The following is a 17,685-nucleotide window of genomic DNA, read 5'->3' on the forward strand; positions in this document are numbered from 1 at the left end:
TAGAGCATCTGACTTTTAATCAGAGGGTCACAGGTTCGAGCCCTGTATCACTCATTCTCATAGTAGAAATTGCGGGTGTGGCGGAATTGGCAGACGCACTAGATTTAGGATCTAGCGCCGCGAGGCGTGGGGGTTCGAGTCCCTTCACCCGCACTTAGCCGGCTTAGCTCAGTTGGTAGAGCATCTGATTTGTAATCAGAGGGTCGAGGGTTCAAGTCCTTTAGCCGGCATTAAAACCAAATTTGCGGAAGTAGTTCAGTGGTAGAACACCACCTTGCCAAGGTGGGGGTCGCGGGTTCGAACCCCGTCTTCCGCTTTGCCAATGTAAAACCATGGCCCATGCCGGGGTGGCGGAATTGGCAGACGCACAGGACTTAAAATCCTGCGGTCAGTGATGACCGTACCGGTTCGACCCCGGTCCTCGGCATTAACTAAATATACAATGCACCCATAGCTCAATTGGATAGAGTACTTGACTACGAATCAAGCGGTTACAGGTTCGACTCCTGTTGGGTGCATATTCGGGAATTAGCTCAGCTTGGTAGAGCACTTGGTTTGGGACCAAGGGGTCGTAGGTTCGAATCCTGTATTCCCGATTTCTTATGGGGGCTTAGCTCAGCTGGGAGAGCGCCTGCTTTGCACGCAGGAGGTCAGCGGTTCGATCCCGCTAGTCTCCATTTAATTTAATATCATGGCGGTGTAGCTCAGCTGGCTAGAGCGTCCGGTTCATACCCGGGAGGTCGGGGGTTCGATCCCCTTCGCCGCTATTCTTTAGAGCTTGGACCTTTAGCTCAGTTGGTTAGAGCAGACGGCTCATAACCGTCCGGTCGTAGGTTCGAGTCCTACAAGGTCCATAGTTATATCTTGGAGGATTACCCAAGTCCGGCTGAAGGGAACGGTCTTGAAAACCGTCAGGCGTGTAAAAGCGTGCAAGGGTTCGAATCCCTTATCCTCCTTAATATTATCGCGGGGTGGAGCAGTTGGCAGCTCGTCGGGCTCATAACCCGAAGGTCGTAGGTTCGAGTCCTACTCCCGCAATTAGGTTCCGTGGTGTAGGGGTTAACATGCCTGCCTGTCACGCAGGAGATCGCGGGTTCGATTCCCGTCGGGACCGTTAGATGAATATAATATTCGCTAGGCTCGGTAGCTCAGTTGGTAGAGCACTTGATTGAAGCTCAAGGTGTCGGCAGTTCGATTCTGTCCCGAGCCATTCTAAATATAATGCGGGTGTAGTTTAGTGGTAAAACTACAGCCTTCCAAGCTGTTGTCGCGAGTTCGATTCTCGTCACCCGCTTTAAATATTTAGGGCCTATAGCTCAGCTGGTTAGAGCGCACGCCTGATAAGCGTGAGGTCGATGGTTCGAGTCCATTTAGGCCCATTAATAACTTTGTTATTAGGAAATAATAAAATCTTGGATGATGGGGAAGTACTCAAGAGGCTGAAGAGGCGCCCCTGCTAAGGGTGTAGGTCGGGAAACCGGCGCGAGGGTTCAAATCCCTCCTTCTCCGTTTTATTATTTGTTATCCTGGCCCGTTGGTCAAGCGGTTAAGACACCGCCCTTTCACGGCGGTAACACGGGTTCGAGTCCCGTACGGGTCATATTTGGAGGTTTAGCTCAGCTGGGAGAGCATCTGCCTTACAAGCAGAGGGTCAGCGGTTCGATCCCGTTAACCTCCATCTCATAGTGGTTCCGTGGTGTAGGGGTTAACATGCCTGCCTGTCACGCAGGAGATCGCGGGTTCGATTCCCGTCGGGACCGCTCTTTATAAAAATGCGGGTGTAGTTTAGTGGTAAAACTACAGCCTTCCAAGCTGTTGTCGCGAGTTCGATTCTCGTCACCCGCTTTATTCTATTATATTGGCCCGTTGGTCAAGCGGTTAAGACACCGCCCTTTCACGGCGGTAACACGGGTTCGAGTCCCGTACGGGTCATCGCTTAAGCCTACTGAAAAGAAGGCTTTTTGTTTTAATAATTATCGGAATATAAACAGAAAAAATCTCCTTATTCTAGTGAATAAGGAGATTTTTTTCGTAAAATAATGGAGCCGAGGGGAGTCGAACCCCTGTCCAAGTATATCGACACAATCAAATCTACATTCATAGTTTATCTATTTATATTTCGCTACTGATTAGCTGAAAAACAAGCGTTATCTTAAGCTAGCCTGATAATCTCTTATTCACTTAGACAGACGGAAAAGTGAATCGTATCCCACTGGTTATAGGACCTGGACCCGAGCACATGGGCGATGCCGGACAGATCTTAGCTAGCAGTTATTAAGCTGCGAAAGCTAAAGTGTTTGTTTGTTGTTTGTCAGTTATATTTAACTGTAACGTTTTTACGTAGACGTAACCTACGGAATGCATTGAAAGCTCAACCTATACCTGTCGAATCCGTAACGACCCCGTATAAAGTAAAAACCTAGGGATTTCCCTAGGTTCTTATTGTAACAAAGTTTTAAATGACATGCAATTCTTTATTAATCACGCATTTTTATTGGAATAAAGCTAAAGTCGTCATCTTTTGCTTCTTTACGGAGAGCAAAGTGATTCGTTTGATTTAATGCTTTCAAATTGAATTTCCCTTCTGAATATTCAACAATGTTCAATGAAGCATTTCCAATAAGTTCTGATAATTGAAAGTCTGGGATTAATTCATGAAGCATATTTCGAATAGTCATACCGTGGCTGACAATCAGTACATTATGATTTGTATCTCTGTGTTGGTTGACTACCTTTAGTAAACCTTTTTCAACACGTAACCAAAACTCCATAAAGTTTTCCCCAAGATGATCGGGATCTAGCTCTTTCAAACCATTTAATTCTTCTTGGATATTTCTTCCACCCAAGTCATCAAAGTTTCTTTGAAGTTTTTTATACAACTCACTCCATAAGTCATTCGCAGATTTTCCTTCTAAGCTTCCAAAGAAAACTTCACGAAATTCTGGCATCATTTCAATAGTGAGGTTATCACGATTTGGATGAGTTTTAAGAAATAGTTGTGCAGTTTCAACGGTTCTACGCAAATCACTAGTATAGACTGCGTCAAAATGAACATCTCGCATTCCTAAACCAGAACGAATAGCATCAAGGCGACCTTCTTTAGTTAGAGGAGTATCAGACCATCCTTGCATTAAATTGTAGCGGTTAAAGACGGTTTCTCCATGTCGCATAAAATATAAAGTTACCCCTTTTTTCGTCATAAAAAGACCTCCGTTCTTGTTCTTTATTCTATTGTAAACTGATTTTTAAAAAATTGCTAATTTAAAATGAAGAGTTTCCAAGAAAAAATCCGATTCCCACACAACAGAGACCTCCGATTAGACTTACAATCATATAAAAAATCGCAAGGGGAGTATTCCCATTTTGGATTAACTGGAGGGATTCCAAACTGAATGTTGAAAAAGTAGTAAAGCCACCACAGACTCCAGTAATTAAAAGCCACTGATCTCCTTCGAACCAATGTGCCTGTTGGAATTTAGCACTTAAATATCCGATGGCAAGCGAACCAAGTAAATTAATTAGTAGTGTTTTTAATGGAAAATAATGTTGGAAAGGAAGTTGAGAAAGTAAATAACGGAGAATTGCTCCAATCGCTCCACCAATTCCGACAAAAAGTATTGACATAGTATCCTTCTTTCTAATTTGAATACATTCATTATACCTTTTTTTTGGTAAAAAATAAAAAGCTGGAGTAAATCCAGCTTTTACTTTATTTAAAGAGTAAACTTCCAAGAACAATAATTCCGAGTGCAATTCGGTACCAACCAAACGCTTGGAAATCGTGTTGTTTGATGTATTTTAATAAGAATTTAATTACGAATAGTGAAACAACAAATGAAACGATTGATCCAACTACTAGAATAATAAACTCAGCAAATGAATAGTGGAATCCAAATTTCAATAATTTTAATCCACTAGCACCAAACATGATTGGAATTCCCATGAAGAATGAAAATTCAGTAGCGATTGAACGACTTGTCCCAACAAGTAAACCACCAAGAATCGTTGATCCAGAACGGCTTGTTCCAGGTACAAGAGCTAAACATTGGAAGAGTCCAATTTTGATAGCCGTCAAAATATCTAACTCTTTAAAGCTTTTAATTTTCGGTTCGACATTTTTGTGTTGTCTTTCGATGTAAATGAAAGCAACCCCATATACAATTAAAGCCAATGCGATAACGATTGGTTTATTAAAATAATCATCCATAAAGTCATCCAAAATGAATCCTAAAATAACGGCTGGGATACATCCGATAATCACTTTCTTCCAAAGATCAATAGTTTCAATGAATTCTTTACGTTTCTTATTTTTCGCAAATGGATTTAATTTGTTGAAATACACTAGTACAACTGCCATGATGGCTCCAAGTTGAATGACAACATTAAACATTTCTTGGAATTTAGCAGAAACGTCCAATTGAATAATCTCGTTTACTAAAATTAAATGACCTGTACTACTAATTGGTAGCCATTCAGTAACGCCTTCGATAATTCCTAAAATAATAGTTTTAATAATCTCGATAAGATTAAGCATTTTTCCACTCCTTTATAAAATCTGATAACAACGATTATACTTCTTTCTGATTGTGATTAGCAACGATTTTATAAAAATTTTGAAATATTTTTCATATAATAAGAGTTTAAACAGTTGGAATCACACAAACCACTTCAGGAGCGTAGAAATCTTTTTGAAGTAATGAAAGTTTGCCTGTTGCTTTATCACGTTTAAATAAGGTTAAGTTATCAGATTCTTGGTGTCCTACAACGATATAATTTTCATCAGAACTTAAATGGAAATCTCTTGGAATTAAACCGTAGCTATCGATTGTTTGTACGTGTTGCAGAAGTCCAGTTCCTTTATTAATGGAGAAAGTAAAAATCGCATCAAATCCACGATTAGAAGCATAGAGAAAATCTCCCTCGCTTGTAATATGAATGGCTCCTCCCCAAGATTGTTGATTTTCAGTGGTCAGGGCAATTTTGTCAAGGTTTGTAAATATTCCATTTTCTTTATTATAAGAGAGGACTTCGATAGTTGCATCGAGTTCACAAATCAGATAAGCGATAGGAAGCGCTGGATGGAAGGATAGATGACGAGGACCGCTCCCTTCTTTTGTTTTATATTGTGCGACTTCTTCTAATCCGTCTTCTGTACGTTTGTAAGTAAATACAGTATCGATTCCAAGGTCACAAACTATAATCCATTTTTCGTCTGGTGTGTAGTCAGTGTAGTGAACATGTGGAGAACTTTGGTTTACGTGAATACTTGAACCAGTGTGAACTTTTTTATCGATTGCAGTAAAATTCTTTGATTCTTTATCATAGTGATATAATTCAACGAATCCTCCATGATAGTTGGCAGTCAGTACATCTCTTGTTTTTTCGTTATAACGAATATAGCAAGGCACTGCTTGCTGGTCATTATAACTTACAAAGGTTTCTAGTGGAGAAACTTGTGCATTATTTGCTGAAATACCGCAGAATTCTTCTGCTTTTCCTACTGCGAATAATAATTGGTCATCCTTCGCGTAAGAGAGATAAGTTGGATTATCGATAGTTGCTTCTAATATAAGAGATTCTAGTTGTTCGGTTTCTTTATTGAGAGTTACAGAGTATACTCCTTTACTAACTCGTTTTGTATATGTTCCTAAATAAAATTTTTCATTCATACGATTCCCTCCGAATCACAATATAGAATAATTATACAATTTTTTGTAAAATCTAATCAAATGTTAATCATAGATGCGAAAAATATGATACACTAGAGGAAAATGTGATAAGGAGGAATTTTATGAATAATAAACCTGAAAACCAGAACAAAACATGGTTCTGGAAATGGTTTTTAGATAATCAATTAGTGACAGGATTGCTTATTTTATTATTGCTCCTTGTTAACTTGATTTTATTCTCGCAAACATCGTACTTATTGAATCCAATTAAAGGATTTATTTCGGCAGTCGGAGTTCCAGTTGCTTGTGGTGCAGTAGTGTACTACTTAGTAAAACCAATTTATGATGTTCTAGTGAACAAAAAGGTTCCAAAAGGAATTGCAATTCTAGGAGTATTGTTAGGTGTCGTGTTCGTATTTGTAATGATTGTGACAAGCTTAGTTCCGATTATTCAAAAGCAATTATTAGATTTAGTTTCTCAATTACCTTACTACTATCAAATTATTAGTGATCAAGTTGAAAAATTTATGCAATCAAGCTGGTTTACAGCGTTGCAAGAGCAATTTAACACGATTAATATGGATTTCATTCAATCGATAACAGAACGACTCAATGGTGTCTTAAACCTCACATTTAGTGGTATTGGGAGCGTCGTGGGAATCGTTGGTGAGATTGTAATTACACTTATGACTATGCCTGTTATTCTTTATTATTTATTGAAAGATGGAAATAAAGTCATTCCTTCGATTACGCGATTATTTCCAACTCGCTCTCAACATAAAATTAGCGTGATGCTACATGAAATGAACCAACAAGTCAGTTCATATATTCGTGGCCAAATCTTAGTTGCGATTTTTGTTGGGATTACTTATATGATTGGATATGCGATTATCGGATTACCATATGGAGTAACGATTGGGATGATTGCAGGACTATTAACGATTATCCCATATATTGGTTCAATTATCGGATTAGTTCCAGCATTCATTATTGCTTTCGTTACAAATCCATCGCTAGCGCTTCAAGTATTTTTAGTTTATGTCATTGAACAATTAGTTGAAAGTCGTGTTCTTCAACCGTTAATTCTTGGTTCATCATTAAAGATGCATCCAGTGACAATTTTAGTGATCTTACTGGCAGCTGGTAAAATGTTTGGACTAACGGGCTTATTGATTGCCGTACCTGTTTATGCAGTGATTAAAGTATTTGTAACTCACTTCTTTGCATGGTATAAAGACTATTCTGGTTTGTATTACGTTCCCGAAGAGGAAGTAGAAGAAACTATTGAAATTGTGATAACTAAAGAAAATTAAAACCAAATCTCTCTTACAAAACGTAATATTTAGTAAGGGAGGTTTTTTTATGCTTTTTGCGATTGGTGTGATTGGAGCAGTTATTGGAAGTTTTGTAAATGTGGTTAGCTTAAGAGTTACTAAGAGAGAAGATTTTATTCATGGAAGATCGTATTGTCCCCATTGTCATCATCCACTATGTGCTTTGGATTTACTACCTATTTTTTCATATCTCTTTTTACGTGGAAAGTGTCGATGGTGTAAACAGTCAATCTCTATACGCTACCTCTTAGTAGAAATTACATTTGCCATTTTATTCGTATTAGTAGCTTTTTTAAAACAACCTATGGAGGTTAGAGGATATTTCTTTTGCACAATGTGTATGCTGGTAGCACTTATCGATTTTGATTCGTTTGAAGTAGATTTACGCATGTTATTGATTCTAGTAATAGGATATTTCTGCTTCAGAATGAATTTAGTTGAAGAAGCAATGCTATCCATGATGAGTGGTCTCGTTTTATACTTCACTGTTTATGGTATTGGGAAATGGGTCTGGAAAGAGGAAGTTTTAGGCATGGGAGATGTGTACTATTTAGCTACATTAGGTCTTTATTTTTCACCAAGTCAAATTCTCTTTGTCGGACTCTTTTCCTTTGTCGTTGCTGGAGGAGTGGTGATTGGTTGGATGATGCTCTCTAAAAGAAACAAGGTGCATGAAAAAATTCCTTTTGCTCCTTTTATTAGTAATAGCGCTCTATTGACTTATTTATTTTCAATCCAATGGATATAAATTTTGGGAACTATATACCAGTTTACACTAGACACAAGATATAGTATTTTCGAGAATATCAATAAAGTCGACAATATTAACTATTTATGATAGAGTGGCAATAATAAAATAAAAGGAGGACTGAAATGTTTTTTCAGGATAAAAAGATAAAATATTCAATTCGCAAATTGAAAGTTGCTACTGTGTCACTTGCGATTGGATTTTTGTTTGCGCCTGCGGTCATGGGAGCCGCTCAAGTAGCTCAAGCGGATGAGCTTACGACTACTGAACAAGTGGAGAATAAAGCAGAGAGTCAGGTCTCGGGGGGCTCTTCTGCGACAGATCAAGCAGAGCCTCAGAAAGAAAACCAAGTTTCTTTGAGCTCTTCGGAATCTACCGTAGCAGAGACAAGTGAAGCACTAGCATCTACAGGCTTTAGAAATGCCCAACCAGCTACAGGCACTGCCCAAGCAACTCCAGCAAATACCAGTCTCAATAAGAGCACTCTGGAGAACTACCTCAAAGAGTTGCGTAGCAAGGACTTTTCGAGTAAGACAGACGATAGTCTAGAAATCTTGAATGGTGTAATGACAGCTGCCGATGGTGTGCTTCAAACTGCGACAAATCAAGAAGAAATTGATAAAGTTTATCGTAATCTCGTGACTTTTGTCAATTCAGGTCTTCGTGATAAAAATCCGAAGTTCATCCCAGACAAAGATAAGACTCCTCGCTCGGCAGTTTATGAGTTTGAAAGTGCTACACCAGGAAAAACGGTTCCATTTGGTCTGAACTACTTGAAGCCAGAAGACACAAAAATCTACAAAAAGGGCGATAAAGTAAAGGCCATCCAGCCAACTGAAACAACTTATGTAGAGAATGATGGAAGTGGTAGATGGACCTTTAAGGGCTATGACTATGATAGTCAGGTGATTGACAAAGATGATATTTTCTTCAAAGGTAAGTGGGAATATACACCAACACCATACAAGGCTACCTATAGAGCGGTTAATGGTTCACCTGAAAAAACTCCGCCTGCTTTTCTTGCAAACTGGAGTCCAGAAGATAAAAGAAGATTTGCTGAGGGTGAAGTAGTAAAAGCACAAGAATTTCACTGGGTTTTTTATACTTCAGAAGAATTTCCTAACCGAAAAAGTTATTGGGCCTTGACTGGCTTTGATGCTCCAAGTAAAGTGGTAAACCATGGCGATGTGGAGTTTGTAGGAACTTGGAAATACTTTGAGGATGTCATTGTATCCTACAAGGCTGTGAACCAGCACGATTGGGAGAATTTTTATAAGTTACCAAGTAGTCCTAAGACCTCATACTACGACAAATATAACTTACCTCTTCCTAAGGAGATAAAGGATCTAGAAAGTAAACTATACGATTACAAGCTTACTTTCAATCAGTATGATCAACGCGATAAGTATTTACCTAAAGATATACTGGATACGCTAGCTGCCTTGGAGCGCTACGATTACGTTCAACGTGTCCACAAACCCTTCTATGATGCAGAACATGAAGGGAATTGGACTTTCGAGGAAGATGTAGTAGATTTAACACTCAACCGTGAACTAGAACGGGCGACTTCACATGGGACAGCACCAAAATTTATACTGCCATTGACGTTTTCATTTAAACCAGTTCCTCGGAAACCGACTTATGAGTTTATCAGTGGAACGGCTGGCAAAGCACTACCTGCTGAGATTAATAATCTGAAGCCTGTCTATGAACCAAGTGAATGGATATATATGGATAGAAAGACATATCCGAAAGGCAAGGATATCGTTCAGGCTGTTAAACCGCTTAATGATTCCTACTATGATGCAGCTAACGATGGTACATGGCACTTTAAGGGCTATGATTTTGATAGAAAACCAGTGAGCGACTGGGAGCACGATGGATGGAATCTCAAGTTCACAGGTACTTGGACATTTACACCGGGAACCTATCCAGAAAACTATAAGTTTGTCAGCAAAGACCCTAGCCTGTCTCTCCCAGAGGAAATCACGACCTATATTCCAAGCACTGGAAAAAACTATAGTAATGGCGATACTGTCCTTGCAACAGCTCCCCTGAAGACGACCTACATGGACTTTGTAAACAAGGGAACTTGGAAATTTGAAGGTTATGACGCCGGTAGTAAGGTGGTCAACAAAGACGCCGTTCTCTTTACCGGTACTTGGTCCTTCACACCGCACAGAGATAAGACAGTTTCTTTTGATTTTGTGAGTGATACTCCAGGGAAGACCATTCCTGATGATTTGAAGACACAAATTCCAGCTCCTATCACAACTTCTCCAGATGAGTATTCTGATAATGTCAAGAAGGTCCTTCGCGATTTTTACACATACACAGATGAAGAAAATGATGGTACATGGGTTTCTAAGCAACCTGAGGAAGTGGAAAAGCCAACTGACGATGAGGACTCTACTTATACTGTCCACTGGACTTTTGAACCGAACAGGCATAGTGCTTACTATGACTTCTATACAGATTCAAAAGATTCTTCTGGTAATTTAATCTCGCCACCAAATACTTTATATGCTCTAATCTCTGACACAAGAGAATTTGTCAAGGGTGAAAAAGCTCGCGTTAAAATGCCGTCTAAAACAAGAATTGAGGATCCTGATGGCAGAGGAACTTGGGTCTTTGATAACTACTATGAAGATGATAATACGACGATTTCTCCACGTGTGAAAACAGTAGGGACAGAAGATGTTCTCTTCAAAGGAAAATGGATTTTTGTTCCTACTGATCAGTCTGATACAATCTACAGATTAGAGTATAAATTTACTAACTCGACTCCTGCGTATCCTCTTCCAAATAAGATTCGCGAGATGCTTCCAGCTGGCACTGATTTCGTTGCACGAGCTGATGATTACAAAGATGCAAGCAAACTTGACACCACCACAGTAACTGTTCCGACAGGTACTTGGACCTTCCATGGTTTTGATGCGGATAAATACGGAAAAGCTATTGCAGGTACGAAAGTGAAGAGCATCGCAGGATCTTGGAGCTTTACGCCAAATGGTATAGACTATCAGTTCCAATCAACTAATCCTGATTTCGTATTACCAGATCATATCACTAAGTTGACTCCGAAAAACCCAATTGATTATGAGTTATATCCTAAGGAAATTCTAGCTGAACAACCGAGTGAAACGACTTATGTTGACACAGCAAAAAAGGTAACATGGACATTTGCAGGATACGATAAAGAAAAAATCGTTGTAGCAAAAGGCAGACAGACTTTCCTTGGAAGCTGGGTACCTACTCCAAATCCAGAATATGTATTCAAATCATCTAAAGCAGGTGTTCCATTGCCACAAAGTATTTTGGGAATGCTTCCAAATGATGAGGCTTCTTATAAGGTTGGTGACACCGTTGTAGCCAAACAACCTGCTGAAGCATCAGTAGTTGAAGAAGACAAAGACTATGTCTGGACCTTCAAAGGTTACGATCAGAAGAATGCGACGTATAATGGCAATCGCGTGACATTTACGGGTATCTGGGAAGCAACGCCTAGACCACATCATGAACCAGCACCTCAACCAAATCCAGTTCCACCAGTGAATCCAGGAGGAGAGCAGGGGGCTGATCATAATCAGGTAAATAAACTTCAACCAAGAAAACCTGAAGATAATCCACCAGCTCAAAGTCCAGTAGGAGAAAAGGAAAAACAAGCTACATTGCCAAATACAGGTAGCACTGCACCACTTTCACTCACTGGACTAATGACAAGCTCTCTTCTTGCAGGTCTAGGAGCATTACTTCTTGGTCGCAAGCGGAAAGATGATTAAATACTGATTTTATCTAGAGTATATCGACTTTTATAAGATTCTTAAGCAACTGCTTGACTGTTTGACAAATCTATCTGATTCTCAAGCTGAAGGTTGAGAATCTGGGACAAAAGTCTAACCTTAAATATAAAAAGCGAACAAAACGAATTATCTGACACTCAGAGTTCTGTCTTGTTCGCTTTTTTATCTAAATTATCGATTTTAAAAATTTAGGGAACTATATACCAGTTTACACCACCAACAACATATTGTATTTATAAGAATATCAAAAAAGACGATTTCCATTTTGGAAATCGCTTTTTTGGGTCAGTACCAATTGAAGTTGAATAGAGGTTTTTTATGCATTTTTTGTAAGTCTTCTTTGAGCAGCCGTTTGAATAATTCGATCTGCAAGGTGTTGATTTCTAACGAGAATTGGTCCGTGGAAATAAGAACAAAACACGTTTTTGTAGTGACAACCTTCCGCATGATCTTCTTCATTATTTCCATAACCTTTTACTACTGTTCCAAGAGGTTTCATATTTTTACCTAAGTAAGTTCTACCAATATGATTCTCGTATCCTAAATACGTTTCTCCAAATTCTTCGTTAAAGATTTCAACATCACCAATTAAACGATTTGGAAATTGACCGTTAGTGCAAACGTCGATAGCACCAATCCCATTGAGACGTTCGCCACTAGCATTTACGTAATAACGGCCTAATAATTGGAAGCCACCGCAAATAGCTACTACAACTCCATCATCTTCAATATATTTGATTAAAGTATCTTTTTTGTTTTGAAGATCTTTTGCAACAACAGTTTGTTCATAATCTTGACCACCGCCAAACATTACGATATCAAATTCTTTTGGATTGAAGTCTTCTTCTAAGCTAATAAGAGTAGTTTCGACTTCGTATCCAAATTTTTTTGCACGGTGTTGTAACATGAGTAAGTTTCCATTATCACCGTATGTGTTCATTAGGTTTCCGTATAAATGACAGATTCTTAATTTCATCCGTTCATCCCTTCCTTAAGGTATCCTTCTTTAGCAAAGTCTTTACGTAAGTTAAGTAGCGCTGTATAAGTAGCTAGTACATTGACTTTTTTTGTTGGAGCTTTGTGAATCCAATCGATTAATTCTGTATTTGTTTTAAAGACTTTCGTATTTTCAAAACCTGCGACTTCCATACGAACACCAAGGTCTTCAACACGGATACCACTAATGGCTGTATCGACAGCATTCAAAGCATGTAACCCTTCGAAATCGCCATCCCAAATCCAACTGATATCTTGACCATCTGCAGGATTATCATTTAAGAGAACACCTAAACTGAATGATTCTTTTTCATAACTTAATAGTTGAACGATTTGGTTAAATCCAACTGGATTTTTTATTAAGTTCAACATCACTTCTTTATCTTCAACGGTAAAGGTTTCTTGACGACCAAATACACGCTGAGCTTTAGAGAAGCCTTCTTGGATTTCTTCCGTAGTAAGACCAAAGAATTTAGCAGCAGAGTATGCTGCTAAGGCATTATAAATATTATAAAGTCCAGCAATTGGAATTGAGAAAGTTGTACCGTCAATATCAAATGAAGAACCTGTTAAAGACAATTCATTTAAAGCAGTGACCGCATAATTCAATTCGGGACGTTTAAAATCACATTTTGGACAATAATATTTACCAAGGTTACTATAAGTAATGCTCTTATAATGCAAAATAGATTGGCAGTGCGGGCAAAGTACACCATCTGTATTGTAGTGAGCCATCATTTCACTATCTTCAGTATGATTAAATCCAAAATAAAGCCGCGGATTTGGCAACTCATCACTATTAAAGATAGGAGCATCTCCATTTGCAAGAATAGTGGCAGATGGAGCAAAAGCAGCACCGTCTAGCATAAATTGATAAGTTGTATATATCTCACCAAATCGATCCATTTGGTCGCGGAAAATATTCGTAAACACAAATAGTTTAGGTTCAATATAAGGAGTGATATGTTTAATCGTAGCTTCATCCACCTCTAGAACAGCAATGTTCTTTTCAAGCTTTTTAGGAGAATGATTTAAAAAAGTAGATACAATCCCTTGAGTTAGATTTGCTCCAGTTGGGTTTGTTAAAATATTAGGATATTTTTGTTTTAAAAGTTGAACGATAAGGGAAGTTGTTAATGTCTTTCCGTTTGTTCCGCTGACGATAATCACATCGTAGTTCTCCGCTAGGGATTTTAAAATTGTAGGATCAATAGCGTGAGCCACTTTTCCTGGCATGCTACTGCCACCTTTTGTAAAAGTTTTAAGAGCCCATCTAGTGAATTTCCCTGCTCCTAAAGCAACTTGTGTTCTTAGATTCAATTTTGACGATCCTTTCTTATAGATTCTTCACTATTGTAGCATACTTTAATCAAAAGTGGTTTAAAAAAACTTTTTAAATACCATGCAAAATTACTAACTGTAATTTCCTTATAAGAAACGGTTTTTCTTTGCACAAACGTAGCAGTTTATCGTAAGATATTAAAGGTATAGTTTATCAATTGGAGGAATAGAAAGTGGCACAATTATTTTTTAAATATGGTGCAATGAATAGTGGCAAATCCATTGAAATATTAAAGGTTGCTCATAATTATGAGGAACAGAATAAGCCCGTTTTATTATTTACGAGTGCAATAGATGATCGTGATCAAGTTGGCTATGTTTCTAGCCGTATCGGTGTTCGTCGTGAAGCAATTCCAATTTCTGAAGAGACCCCTATTTACGAAATCGTCGAAGGGCAAGATGTGAAACCATATTGTATTTTGATAGATGAATCTCAATTTTTATCAAAACACCACATTCTTGAGCTCGCTCAAATTGTTGACCAATTAAATATTCCAGTAATGGCATTTGGACTTAAGAACGATTTCCAAAACGAATTATTCGAAGGTTCTAAATACTTATTACTCTATGCTGATAAAATCGAAGAAATAAAAACGATTTGTTGGTATTGTCATAAAAAAGCAAGTATGAATATGCGTGTAGTGGATGGTGTTCCAGTGTATACGGGAGAACAAATTCAAATTGGAGGCAATGATGCTTATTATCCAGTTTGCCGTTATCACTATAACCATCCTGGTGAAGAACGCTTATAAGAGAAGAAAAAGGAGAAAAGTATGTTCGATCAATTAGATAGTTTTATTATTCGATACGATGAACTTTCAGAGCTTTTAAGTGACCCGGAAGTTATCAGTGATACAAAACGCTTCATGGAATTAACTAAAGAAGAAGCGAATTTACGACCAAAAGTAGAAACCTTTAAACGTTATCAACAAGTTGTGGAAGAAATTAGTGATACTGAGGAAATGCTTGGTGAAGGCCTAGATGCTGAAATGGCTGAAATGGCAAAAGAAGAATTGAGCTCTCTAAAAAAAGAAAAAGTAGAATTAGAAGATAAAATCAAATTTTTACTTTTACCAGAAGACCCAAACGATGGTAAAAACATCATCATGGAAATCCGCGGAGCTGCTGGTGGAGACGAAGCTGCCTTATTCGCTGGTGACTTACTAACGATGTATCAAAAATACGCAGAGTCACAAGGCTGGCGTGTAGAAGTGATGGATGCCAACGTTACAGGTATCGGTGGTTATAAAGAAGTTATTTTAATGATTACAGGGGATAATGTATTCTCTAAATTAAAATATGAATCTGGTGCGCACCGTGTACAACGTGTTCCATCAACTGAATCTCAAGGACGTGTGCATACTTCAACAGCTACAGTCGTTGTAATGCCTGAAGCAGAAGAAGTAGAAATTGAATTAGAAGATAAAGATATTCGTGTGGATATTTACCATGCATCAGGTGCTGGTGGACAGCACGTTAACAAGACAGCTTCTGCTGTACGTTTAACTCACTTGCCGACAGGAATTGTTGTAGCAATGCAAGATGAACGTTCGCAGTTGAAGAACCGTGAGAAAGCAATGAAAGTATTACGTGCGCGTGTATACGACAAAATTTCTCAAGAAGCGCAATCTGAATATGATGCAAACCGTAAATCAGCTGTAGGTACAGGGGACCGTTCTGAACGTATTCGTACGTACAATTTCCCACAAAACCGTGTTACAGACCACCGTATTGGTTTAACGATTCAAAAGCTAGACCAAGTGTTAGCTGGAAAAATTGATGAAATTGTCGATGCTTTAATTCTTTATGATCACACAGAAAAATTGGAGCAACTAAATAATGGAAACAACTAATCCAACGAACCAAGAAGTCCTTGTCAGGGCTTCTTGTTTTTTAGAAGAGAAACAACCGAATATAGGGCGCAAAGAAAGCCAGTATCTTGTTAGAGAATTAATGCTATTCAAGAATCAATGGACGTTAACGCAATTTTTATTAAATTTACGACAAGTTGCTAGCGTGACTTTAGAGGATTTGAAACCTGAGTTGTTGCGCTTAAGTCAGTTTGAACCATTGCAGCAAATTACAGGCGTGGCCGAATTTCTAGGGGAAGAATTTATGGTCACAAAGGATACCTTAATTCCTCGGCCAGAAACGGAAGAGCTTGTATTAAAGGCGCAGTCATTTTTAGAACAGTGCCAATCAGGGAAAGTATTAGAGATTGGCGTCGGAACGGGATGCATTATTTTGAGTCTAGAAAGACTGGTTGGGCGACATCATTATATGGGGTGTGATATTTCAGAGGAAGCGCTCGTTGTTGCTAAGAAGAACCGTGATAAGTTCAGTCTTCAAACCAAATTGATTTACAGCGATGTGTATAGCAATGTACCTCATGAGAAGTTTGAGTGTATTATTAGTAATCCACCATATATCGCTTTTTCAGAAGAAGCATTGATGGATGAATCGGTGCGATGTTATGAACCAAAGCAAGCGTTATTTGCCGAAAATGAGGGACTTGCAATTTACGAAAAGATTGCTAACCGATTAGAAGAATTTTTAACGGATAGTGGTCAAGCCTTTTTTGAAATTGGATTTAACCAAGGAGCAAGCGTGCAACGAATTTTCAGTGAAGCTTGTCCAAATCGAAAAGTAACGATTCATAAAGATATTGCAGGATTAGATCGAATGATTATTGTGAGTGGAAAGGAGGCGCAGTAATGGAAACACAAATTTTTACAAAAGAGAGCTTAGATGTTGCAGCAAAAGCTTTGCAACAGGGGGAAATAGTCTCTTTTCCAACGGAGACGGTGTATGGATTAGGAGCTATCGCGACAAGTCAAGAAGCGGTGTTAAAAGTCTTTGAAGCAAAAGACCGTCCAAGTGATAATCCGCTGATTGTTCATATTAGCGACATCAATCAGATGACTTCTACTGTAGAAGAAGTCCCTGAAATTGCGCTAACCTTAGCTAAGGCTTTTTGGCCTGGACCGATCACGATGATTCTAAAGGCAAAACCAGGAATTTACGCTCCAGCCTTATCTGCCGGACTTCCAACGGTGTCATTCCGTATGCCTAACCATCCATTGACACTAGAATTAATCACTAAGGTAGGAATTCCTCTTGTAGGGCCGAGTGCCAACCTTTCAACGAAGCCAAGTCCGACGAAAGTAGAGCATGTATTCGAAGATATGAAAGGACGTATTCGTGGGATTGTGGATGGAGGTTCATCTACTGTGGGTGTTGAGTCGACGGTGGTTGACTTAACAAATGAAGAAGGGCCTGTGATTTTAAGACCAGGTGTGATTACGAAGGATCAAATTGAATCGGTAATCGGACCTATTCAATCTTCTGTCAAGACAAAAACAGGGGAGAAGGAAGTGCCAAAATCTCCTGGCATGAAATATCGTCATTACGCACCCAAAACACCAGTGTTGATTGTAGAAGGGACAGTAGAGTCCTTTGAGAAAGCTACACAAGAAGCCCAAAAAAATGGGAAGATAGTCGGTATCATGGCTCAAAATGTAATTGTAGATGCGATTGAAATTGGAGTGGAAGGTACTTACAAGATGGGTACGAGTGTGGATGATATGAATCGCTCGTTATTTGATGCACTTCGAACATTAGATCATTTAGGGTTAGATATTATTTTAGCCCAAGGTGCACCAGAAACGGGCGTTGGAATCGCGTATATGAACCGTTTGAAAAAAGCGGCATCAACCATCATTTAGGGGACTCATAGGTTTTCTACTTAAAGAGAGAATGTGATAAAATAGGAAGGTAAGAATAGAAAGGGGTAG

General features: G+C 38.7%; 13 protein-coding genes, 21 tRNA genes and 1 other RNA gene. 28 read left to right on the forward strand and 7 right to left on the reverse strand.

All coding sequences use genetic code 11. The features are described from left to right. The first annotated feature begins 71 nt into the window (after window positions 1-71). The 21 genes from ACO5V7_RS02265 to ACO5V7_RS02365 all read left to right on the forward strand — a co-directional run bounded on the left by ACO5V7_RS02265 (window position 72) and on the right by ACO5V7_RS02365 (window position 1,932). A tRNA-Leu gene (locus tag ACO5V7_RS02265) sits at window positions 72-153 on the forward strand. Between the two features lie 4 nt (window positions 154-157). Continuing rightward, window positions 158-230: transfer RNA gene (locus ACO5V7_RS02270), tRNA-Thr, on the forward strand. A gap of 14 nt (window positions 231-244) precedes the next feature. Beyond that, window positions 245-316, forward strand: a tRNA-Gly gene (locus ACO5V7_RS02275). Window positions 317-341: 25 nt separating this feature from the next. Further along, window positions 342-427 (forward strand) — tRNA-Leu (locus tag ACO5V7_RS02280). A 17-nt stretch (window positions 428-444) separates the two neighbouring features. Next, window positions 445-518 (forward strand) — tRNA-Arg (locus ACO5V7_RS02285). Window positions 519-522: 4 nt separating this feature from the next. Beyond that, window positions 523-596 (forward strand) — tRNA-Pro (locus tag ACO5V7_RS02290). An 8-nt stretch (window positions 597-604) separates the two neighbouring features. Beyond that, window positions 605-677: transfer RNA gene (locus ACO5V7_RS02295), tRNA-Ala, on the forward strand. 16 nt (window positions 678-693) lie between these two features. After that, window positions 694-767 (forward strand) — tRNA-Met (locus tag ACO5V7_RS02300). Between the two features lie 13 nt (window positions 768-780). Then, window positions 781-854: transfer RNA gene (locus ACO5V7_RS02305), tRNA-Ile, on the forward strand. Window positions 855-866: 12 nt separating this feature from the next. Further along, a tRNA-Ser gene (locus ACO5V7_RS02310) sits at window positions 867-956 on the forward strand. A gap of 9 nt (window positions 957-965) precedes the next feature. Then, window positions 966-1,038 (forward strand) — tRNA-Met (locus ACO5V7_RS02315). A 3-nt stretch (window positions 1,039-1,041) separates the two neighbouring features. Then, window positions 1,042-1,114: transfer RNA gene (locus tag ACO5V7_RS02320), tRNA-Asp, on the forward strand. A 23-nt stretch (window positions 1,115-1,137) separates the two neighbouring features. After that, window positions 1,138-1,210: transfer RNA gene (locus tag ACO5V7_RS02325), tRNA-Phe, on the forward strand. Window positions 1,211-1,223: 13 nt separating this feature from the next. After that, window positions 1,224-1,294 (forward strand) — tRNA-Gly (locus ACO5V7_RS02330). Window positions 1,295-1,305: 11 nt separating this feature from the next. Next, window positions 1,306-1,379: transfer RNA gene (locus ACO5V7_RS02335), tRNA-Ile, on the forward strand. Between the two features lie 42 nt (window positions 1,380-1,421). Next, window positions 1,422-1,509, forward strand: a tRNA-Ser gene (locus ACO5V7_RS02340). 19 nt (window positions 1,510-1,528) lie between these two features. Then, window positions 1,529-1,600 (forward strand) — tRNA-Glu (locus tag ACO5V7_RS02345). A gap of 5 nt (window positions 1,601-1,605) precedes the next feature. After that, window positions 1,606-1,678 (forward strand) — tRNA-Val (locus tag ACO5V7_RS02350). 9 nt (window positions 1,679-1,687) lie between these two features. Next, window positions 1,688-1,760: transfer RNA gene (locus ACO5V7_RS02355), tRNA-Asp, on the forward strand. 14 nt (window positions 1,761-1,774) lie between these two features. Next, window positions 1,775-1,845, forward strand: a tRNA-Gly gene (locus ACO5V7_RS02360). Window positions 1,846-1,860: 15 nt separating this feature from the next. Further along, window positions 1,861-1,932 (forward strand) — tRNA-Glu (locus ACO5V7_RS02365). A gap of 105 nt (window positions 1,933-2,037) precedes the next feature. On the opposite strand, the gene ssrA is transcribed toward ACO5V7_RS02365, so the two are convergent. From ssrA to ACO5V7_RS02390, 5 genes are all read right to left on the reverse strand, one after another. After that, window positions 2,038-2,404, reverse strand: a transfer-messenger RNA (tmRNA) gene (ssrA, locus tag ACO5V7_RS02370). 73 nt (window positions 2,405-2,477) lie between these two features. After that, complete coding sequence (locus ACO5V7_RS02375) at window positions 2,478-3,200, reverse strand: histidine phosphatase family protein (RefSeq protein WP_485484894.1); 723 nt, start codon at window positions 3,198-3,200, stop codon at window positions 2,478-2,480. Window positions 3,201-3,261: 61 nt separating this feature from the next. Continuing rightward, window positions 3,262-3,624 carry a fluoride efflux transporter CrcB gene (gene crcB / locus ACO5V7_RS02380; RefSeq protein ID WP_485484895.1) on the reverse strand — a complete coding sequence of 121 codons (363 nt, stop codon included), beginning with the start codon at window positions 3,622-3,624 and terminating at the stop codon, window positions 3,262-3,264. 85 nt (window positions 3,625-3,709) lie between these two features. After that, window positions 3,710-4,534, reverse strand: coding sequence for an undecaprenyl-diphosphate phosphatase (locus ACO5V7_RS02385; protein ID WP_485484896.1), 825 nt, complete (start codon window positions 4,532-4,534; stop codon window positions 3,710-3,712). A 106-nt stretch (window positions 4,535-4,640) separates the two neighbouring features. Continuing rightward, window positions 4,641-5,669: a lactonase family protein gene (locus ACO5V7_RS02390; RefSeq protein WP_485484897.1), complete on the reverse strand. Its 1,029-nt coding sequence runs from the start codon at window positions 5,667-5,669 to the stop codon at window positions 4,641-4,643. A gap of 122 nt (window positions 5,670-5,791) precedes the next feature. Between ACO5V7_RS02390 and ACO5V7_RS02395 the strand changes: the two genes are divergently transcribed. From ACO5V7_RS02395 to ACO5V7_RS02405, 3 genes are all read left to right on the forward strand, one after another. Beyond that, a complete protein-coding gene (locus tag ACO5V7_RS02395) occupies window positions 5,792-6,982 on the forward strand; it encodes an AI-2E family transporter (protein WP_485484898.1) in 1,191 nt (396 codons plus the stop codon). Window positions 6,983-7,031: 49 nt separating this feature from the next. Further along, entirely contained in the window at window positions 7,032-7,751 is a 720-nt protein-coding gene (locus ACO5V7_RS02400; RefSeq protein WP_485484899.1) for a prepilin peptidase, read from the forward strand. A gap of 125 nt (window positions 7,752-7,876) precedes the next feature. Beyond that, window positions 7,877-11,533, forward strand: coding sequence for an SHIRT domain-containing protein (locus ACO5V7_RS02405; protein ID WP_485484900.1), 3,657 nt, complete (start codon window positions 7,877-7,879; stop codon window positions 11,531-11,533). Window positions 11,534-11,870: 337 nt separating this feature from the next. On the opposite strand, the gene ACO5V7_RS02410 is transcribed toward ACO5V7_RS02405, so the two are convergent. Together ACO5V7_RS02410 and ACO5V7_RS02415 are read right to left on the reverse strand one after the other, a co-directional pair. After that, a complete protein-coding gene (locus tag ACO5V7_RS02410; protein ID WP_485484901.1) occupies window positions 11,871-12,530 on the reverse strand; it encodes a type 1 glutamine amidotransferase in 660 nt (219 codons plus the stop codon). After that, window positions 12,527-13,870 (reverse strand): MurT ligase domain-containing protein, encoded by a 1,344-nt coding sequence (locus ACO5V7_RS02415; protein ID WP_485484902.1) that lies wholly within the window; start codon window positions 13,868-13,870, stop codon window positions 12,527-12,529. Before ACO5V7_RS02415 ends, ACO5V7_RS02410 begins: the two co-directional genes overlap by 4 nt. 194 nt (window positions 13,871-14,064) lie before the next feature. Between ACO5V7_RS02415 and ACO5V7_RS02420 the strand changes: the two genes are divergently transcribed. The 4 genes from ACO5V7_RS02420 to ACO5V7_RS02435 are packed head-to-tail and all read left to right on the forward strand — an operon-like array spanning window position 14,065 to window position 17,616. Continuing rightward, complete coding sequence (locus ACO5V7_RS02420; protein WP_298647671.1) at window positions 14,065-14,643, forward strand: thymidine kinase; 579 nt, start codon at window positions 14,065-14,067, stop codon at window positions 14,641-14,643. Between the two features lie 21 nt (window positions 14,644-14,664). Further along, window positions 14,665-15,744, forward strand: a complete 1,080-nt coding sequence (gene prfA / locus ACO5V7_RS02425) for a peptide chain release factor 1 (protein ID WP_485484903.1) — start codon at window positions 14,665-14,667, stop codon at window positions 15,742-15,744. Then, the gene (gene prmC, locus ACO5V7_RS02430) at window positions 15,731-16,606 is read left to right on the forward strand and encodes a peptide chain release factor N(5)-glutamine methyltransferase (protein ID WP_485484904.1); all 876 of its coding nucleotides are present in this window, start codon (window positions 15,731-15,733) and stop codon (window positions 16,604-16,606) included. The genes prfA and prmC overlap by 14 nt, the downstream gene beginning before the upstream one ends. Then, window positions 16,606-17,616 (forward strand): L-threonylcarbamoyladenylate synthase, encoded by a 1,011-nt coding sequence (locus tag ACO5V7_RS02435; RefSeq protein WP_485484905.1) that lies wholly within the window; start codon window positions 16,606-16,608, stop codon window positions 17,614-17,616. The genes prmC and ACO5V7_RS02435 overlap by 1 nt, the downstream gene beginning before the upstream one ends. Window positions 17,617-17,685: the final 69 nt, after the last annotated feature.

The sequence above is a fragment of the Granulicatella sp. genome (assembly GCF_057274575.1).

Coding starts and splice junctions, on each gene's coding strand:
- ACO5V7_RS02375 (WP_485484894.1), bottom strand. CDS start 3,200: ATGACGAAAAAAGGGGTAACTTTATATTTTATGCGACATGGAGAAACC.
- crcB (WP_485484895.1), bottom strand. CDS start 3,624: ATGTCAATACTTTTTGTCGGAATTGGTGGAGCGATTGGAGCAATTCTC.
- ACO5V7_RS02385 (WP_485484896.1), bottom strand. CDS start 4,534: ATGCTTAATCTTATCGAGATTATTAAAACTATTATTTTAGGAATTATC.
- ACO5V7_RS02390 (WP_485484897.1), bottom strand. CDS start 5,669: ATGAATGAAAAATTTTATTTAGGAACATATACAAAACGAGTTAGTAAA.
- ACO5V7_RS02395 (WP_485484898.1), top strand. CDS start 5,792: ATGAATAATAAACCTGAAAACCAGAACAAAACATGGTTCTGGAAATGG.
- ACO5V7_RS02400 (WP_485484899.1), top strand. CDS start 7,032: ATGCTTTTTGCGATTGGTGTGATTGGAGCAGTTATTGGAAGTTTTGTA.
- ACO5V7_RS02405 (WP_485484900.1), top strand. CDS start 7,877: ATGTTTTTTCAGGATAAAAAGATAAAATATTCAATTCGCAAATTGAAA.
- ACO5V7_RS02410 (WP_485484901.1), bottom strand. CDS start 12,530: ATGAAATTAAGAATCTGTCATTTATACGGAAACCTAATGAACACATAC.
- prfA (WP_485484903.1), top strand. CDS start 14,665: ATGTTCGATCAATTAGATAGTTTTATTATTCGATACGATGAACTTTCA.
- prmC (WP_485484904.1), top strand. CDS start 15,731: ATGGAAACAACTAATCCAACGAACCAAGAAGTCCTTGTCAGGGCTTCT.
- ACO5V7_RS02435 (WP_485484905.1), top strand. CDS start 16,606: ATGGAAACACAAATTTTTACAAAAGAGAGCTTAGATGTTGCAGCAAAA.